General features: G+C 35.8%; 7 protein-coding genes. All 7 read left to right on the forward strand.

What is annotated here, in order from left to right:
* Positions 1 to 157: 157 nt before the first annotated feature.
* Positions 158 to 994 carry a VanW family protein gene (locus GGQ84_RS15265; protein WP_429163663.1) on the forward strand — a complete coding sequence of 279 codons (837 nt, stop codon included), beginning with the start codon at positions 158 to 160 and terminating at the stop codon, positions 992 to 994.
* Positions 995 to 1,018: 24 nt separating this feature from the next.
* The gene (locus tag GGQ84_RS15270) at positions 1,019 to 1,723 is read left to right on the forward strand and encodes a polysaccharide deacetylase family protein (RefSeq protein WP_429163671.1); all 705 of its coding nucleotides are present in this window, start codon (positions 1,019 to 1,021) and stop codon (positions 1,721 to 1,723) included.
* Between the two features lie 92 nt (positions 1,724 to 1,815).
* Complete coding sequence (locus GGQ84_RS15275) at positions 1,816 to 2,895, forward strand: D-alanyl-D-alanine carboxypeptidase family protein (protein WP_429163664.1); 1,080 nt, start codon at positions 1,816 to 1,818, stop codon at positions 2,893 to 2,895.
* Between the two features lie 29 nt (positions 2,896 to 2,924).
* Positions 2,925 to 4,181 (forward strand): M16 family metallopeptidase, encoded by a 1,257-nt coding sequence (locus GGQ84_RS15280; RefSeq protein WP_429163665.1) that lies wholly within the window; start codon positions 2,925 to 2,927, stop codon positions 4,179 to 4,181.
* A 35-nt stretch (positions 4,182 to 4,216) separates the two neighbouring features.
* Complete coding sequence (locus tag GGQ84_RS15285; RefSeq protein ID WP_429163666.1) at positions 4,217 to 4,381, forward strand: Spo0E family sporulation regulatory protein-aspartic acid phosphatase; 165 nt, start codon at positions 4,217 to 4,219, stop codon at positions 4,379 to 4,381.
* A 74-nt stretch (positions 4,382 to 4,455) separates the two neighbouring features.
* Complete coding sequence (locus GGQ84_RS15290; protein WP_429163668.1) at positions 4,456 to 4,788, forward strand: hypothetical protein; 333 nt, start codon at positions 4,456 to 4,458, stop codon at positions 4,786 to 4,788.
* Positions 4,789 to 4,791: 3 nt separating this feature from the next.
* Complete coding sequence (locus tag GGQ84_RS15295; protein WP_429163669.1) at positions 4,792 to 5,061, forward strand: YlmC/YmxH family sporulation protein; 270 nt, start codon at positions 4,792 to 4,794, stop codon at positions 5,059 to 5,061.
* Positions 5,062 to 5,174: the final 113 nt, after the last annotated feature.

Here is a 5,174-nt window from a genome sequence, read left to right on the forward strand (position 1 = left end):
TGCAATTAACTTAATGAACCGCCAAGTACCGAACGGTATGCTTGGTGGTGTGAGAGGACGGTAGATAAAATAATTATCTACCTCCTACTCGATGCTATTATTTATTCTATTATAGCTAAGGGAGCATATAATTTAAAAAAAGTTCTGAGGGGTTAATATGCGCAAAAAAGTTATGAAAGTTGCTTTTGTATGTATTTTAATTACTACAATCTTATTTGGGGGAATAAAGGGCGCAAACTATGTGCATAGACATTATATAGATGGAGTAAAAGCTCAAGTCTATTTAGAGGGCTTTAATTTGCAAGGGTATTATAGAAATGAAGTAAAAGAAATAATTGAGGTATTAGCATTAGAAATAGAGAGGAAGCCGCAAAACGCCGGAATAGTTAAGGAAACTGGAGAAATAGTGGCTGGTAGAGAGGGGTTAGTTGTTAATAGGAGAAAAACTCTTAAGAGAATAATGAACAGTACAGAAAATGTTCATCACAATTTAGAAGTGGAAAAGGTTATGCCAGAGGTAACAACTGAAGCATTGGAAGCAGTCGATTATGTTTTGGGCAGCTATGCTACTGGAGTAGGGGGATCAGCAAATAGAATGCAAAATGTAATTATAGCGGCAAAGGCAATTAGCAATACTTTGGTCTTACCAGGGGAGGTATTCTCGTTTAACGAAACAACGGGCCCTAGAACTGTTGAAAATGGATACAAACAAGCACCTGTTATCATAGGTGGAGGATTTGGCATGGATGCTGGTGGTGGAGTTTGTCAAGTGTCGTCTACTATGTACAATGCCGTTTTAAAAAGCAACTTGGAAATAGTAGAGCGTCATCCCCATTCGAAACCAGTTAGATATGTGCCAAAAAACAGAGATGCTGCTGTTTCCTGGGGGAGTCTAGATTTTAAATTCAAAAATAGCACTGATTATCCCATTATAGTGAAAAGCAGTGCTGTGCCAGGTCGAGTAGAAGTTACAATTATGGGGGTTAAAGAGTAAAAGGAGGTTATGCTAGTGAAAGTGATGTTTTTGTCAAAAAGAACTGTTATCAAAGCAATAGTGCTGGCTAGTATAGTTGTACTGTTGGCTATAAGTGGGGTTGCCTACTTAAACTCAATAGTAATGCCCACGTCAATTCAAGTTGATCCAATCTATCAGGGAAAAGCTGATAAAAAAGCGGTAGCTTTGACAGTAAATGTGGATTGGGGGGAAGAAAACATCCCTAAAATGCTAGATATATTTGAAAAAAAAGATGTGAAGGCTACATTCTTTTTAAGTGGTAGGTGGGCAGAAAAGCATCCAGAACTAGCTGCAAAAATAGCAGAAGGAGGACATGAAATTGGCAATCATGGACACACACATCCTCATCCTGATAATTTATCGATTCAGCAAAATATAGAAGAAATAAAAAATGCCGAAGCGGCAATTAAAGAAGCCACAGGTGTTATTACAGAATTATTTGCCCCTGCTTACGGCGAAAAAAAACCTCATGTGGCAAAAGCAGCTGCCCAAATTGGGTATAAGACAATCTACTGGAGTTTAGATACTATTGACTGGCAGAATCCCAAGCCTCAGACTATCGTTGAACGAATTGTACCAAGGGCTTTTAATGGGGCAATTGTGTTAATGCATCCTAAGGAGCCTACAGTTTTAGCGCTTCCAGAAATGATACATAAGTTAAAGGAACAAGGATATGAGTTTATGACGGTAACAGAAATAATTAGTTGATAATAGTGTTATACTATGGTAAAAGATAGAGAAGGAGAACTATAAATATGCCATATTGTATTAGAGGGAGAGTCATACTAGGCTTTCTCGCTTTGTTTTTTTTACTATGTACACAAGCTAATGCACTAGAAGTAGATGCAAAAGCAGCTATTTTACTGGAGCCAGTTACAGGTACTGTGATTTATGAAAAGAATCCAGATCAAATTTTACCCATAGCCAGCACTACAAAAATTCTTACCGGCATAATAGCTATTGAAATGGGCGATATAAATGAAAAAGTTGTAGTCAGTGAACGAGCAGCTAATACTGGGGAAGCAAGTATACATTTAATAGAAGGAGAAACAATTGAACTCAGAGATTTGTTGCTGGGACTACTCATAAAGTCAGGAAATGATTCCGCTGTAGCTATTGCAGAACATATAGCAGGATCAGTGGAGGATTTCTGCCATTTAATGAATAAGAAGGCCATATCCATAGGCGCTAACTCCTCTAATTTTGTAAACCCCCATGGTCTTCCTGACCATAGACATTACTCTAACGCTAGGGATTTAGCAAAGATTGCTAACTACGCAATGGAAAACGGCTACTTTGCAGAATTGGTACAAATCAGAAATGCTACAATTCCCTATCCAGAAGGGGGCACTAGGTTTTTAAAGAATACAAATAAACTTCTTAAGAGTATGCCTGACTGTATTGGGATTAAAACGGGAACTACTAATAAGGCGGGTCCATGCTTAGTAGCAGCGGCTGAAAGGGATAATACCAGGATGATTTCTGTAGTCTTAAACAGTCCAGATCGTTTTGGAGAAACAGAAAAGATACTGAACTACGGTTTAGATAAATATAAATTTAAAGAGATAATATCAGAGGGAGATATTATAAAGAGGCTAGAGTTTAGCAGTGGCAAGCCCAACCGAATAAATGCATTTGCATCTGAGGGTTTTATTTATTTAGTTGAGCGAGAAAAAAAAGACTTAATTAGAACAGAAGTTGAGTTGCATCCTAAGCACCTCCCCATCTTAAAGGGGGATGTGATTGGAGAAGTTAATATATACTTAGGTGAAGAGCTTTTAGGAAGTGTAAATGCTCTTGCCAGTGAAAGTGTTGAATACAGCATTATGGAACATATGAGAAACTTTGGCAGGGATTTAAAATTAAAGCTTGAATTATAAAAATGTGGGCATAAACTAGGAGGTATAGTATGTACAAAAAGGAAAAATTAAACAATGGAATCAGGATAGTAACAGAAGAAATTCCACATGTTAAATCTGTTGTTTTAGGTATTTGGGTTAAAGTAGGATCTAGAGATGAAACAGAGGAAGAGCATGGGCTCTCCCATCTATTAGAACACTTAATGTTTAAAGGAACAGAGAAAAGAACTGCTAGACAAATTGGAGAGGAATTAGATGCAGTAGGAGGTCAACTTAATGCTTTTACTGCTAAAGAATACACATGCTACTACTGTCGTGTATTAGATGAACACTTGGATATGGGAATAGATGTTTTGACGGATATGTTCTTTAACTCTACATTTAAAGAGAAAGATATAGAACGAGAGAAAAAAGTTGTTTTAGAAGAAATTAAAATGTATGAAGATGCGCCAGATGAGCTTATTCACGATTATTTTTCCCAATTTGTTTGGGCGAACAGTACTTTAGGAAAACCTATTTTGGGAACTATGGAATCAGTTGCTGGATTGAATAGAGAAAAAGTTCTTTCTTATTATAATAAACACTATCGCGCACCTAATATAGTTGTGGCTGTTGCTGGCAAGGTTAAACATGATGATATTGTGGCAAAGTTAAAACCTATATTTGAAAAAGTAGAAATAGGTTCTAGCAAAAAAGATGATCAGGTACCAACTCCCAATGGCGGCATGAACTGCAATGAAAGAAAAACTGAACAATTACAAATTTGTATAGGTGGACCGGGTTTACCTCAACTTGATGATAACATTTATACACTCCACTTGATAAACAATATTTTGGGAGGGGGCATGAGTTCAAGACTCTTCCAGGAAATACGAGAAGAGCGAGGACTAGCCTATTCAGTTTACTCCTATCATTCAGCCTTTAGAGATTGTGGTCTTTTTACGGTTTACGCTGGAACTAATCCAGATAACTTTGACGAGGTTACAACAGTAGTATTAGAGCAATTTTCTAAGCTAAAAGATGAGCTAATCACAGATAATGAGTTGAAAAAAAATAAAGAACAAATAAAAGGAAATATTTATCTTGGTCTAGAAAATGTGTCTAGTAGAATGAGTAGATTAGGTAAATCGGAGCTATGTTATAATCGCCTGATATCACCATCAGAAGTAATAGAAAAAGTCAATGCTGTTTCTGTTGACGAGATCAAGGAACTGGCCAATGAAATTTTTGATACACAAAAAATAGCTGTTTCAACTGTTGGAGCTGATTGTGGAATTCAAGATATCCAGAAATTTTTAAAGAAATAATTTTCAACATATATCTTTTAGAACAGGTGGGGGACATGGAGCGTCAAAAATTAATGATGAAGCTAGAGCTTTTGAGAACAGAATTACAAAATCAAGTTGGGGATGATGTAAGTAAGTTAAGCAGTCAAGAAATAGTTTCACTAAGTCAAGAAATTGATCAGTTGGTAGTTATGATAAATAAGTTACAGGAAAAAGATTAGGACAAAAAGTATGATTAAAGTTCTACAAAACCACCTCTTGCATATTATTTTTAATAAGCCAGGAGGTGGTTTTTTTGTTTTTAACAAATATACTATTTGCATTATTATTTTTATTGCTGTTGTATTGGGCAGTAAAACAAAAAGTTATTATAAAAGTAAAAAACCTTGCCTTGGACAAAACTCCAGATTCGCCAAAGTCTTCTCCTGCATCTGAAGCTATAACAGAATTGGTAGCTACTGCTGGAGGAATATACTTATCTTTGGTGACATTAACTAGCTTTTTAGAAATTGAGGTGCCTGAAAAAATAACTGTTTTGACAGTCCAAGTAGAACCCCTGGCATTTATATCAATAGGCATCACTTTAGTCCAACCATTCATAACAAATCTGATAAACTACAGGAGGTAAAAAATGAGGTTAAGCGATCTAGTTGGTAAAGAAATAGTTAATATCTTTGATGGAGCTAGACTAGGGGTAATAGGGGAATCTGATTTAGTCATTGATATTGAAACTGGAAACATTGAATCTATTGTTTTACCTAATAAGGGTAACTTAATTAGCATGTGGTTTGACAAACAACACTTAGTTATACCTTGGGAATCCGTAAAAAAAATTGGCAGTGAAGTAATAATTGTTGAGCTTGATGGAACTCATTCCGATGTAAATAAATATTCACTATAGGGTAAATTAAAAAAAAGCGCTTCATTGTAAAATGAAGTTGAACTAATAAAAAAATCCATAGTGGATCCAACTGTAATATAATTAAATCACCACAAAATAACCAATTACAGGAG

It is taken from the genome of Desulfitispora alkaliphila, assembly GCF_050433185.1.
Classification (GTDB): Bacteria; Bacillota; Desulfitisporia; order Desulfitisporales; family Desulfitisporaceae; genus Desulfitispora; species Desulfitispora alkaliphila.

Coding starts and splice junctions, on each gene's coding strand:
- GGQ84_RS15265 (WP_429163663.1), top strand. CDS start 158: ATGCGCAAAAAAGTTATGAAAGTTGCTTTTGTATGTATTTTAATTACT.
- GGQ84_RS15270 (WP_429163671.1), top strand. CDS start 1,019: ATGTTTTTGTCAAAAAGAACTGTTATCAAAGCAATAGTGCTGGCTAGT.
- GGQ84_RS15280 (WP_429163665.1), top strand. CDS start 2,925: ATGTACAAAAAGGAAAAATTAAACAATGGAATCAGGATAGTAACAGAA.
- GGQ84_RS15285 (WP_429163666.1), top strand. CDS start 4,217: ATGGAGCGTCAAAAATTAATGATGAAGCTAGAGCTTTTGAGAACAGAA.
- GGQ84_RS15295 (WP_429163669.1), top strand. CDS start 4,792: ATGAGGTTAAGCGATCTAGTTGGTAAAGAAATAGTTAATATCTTTGAT.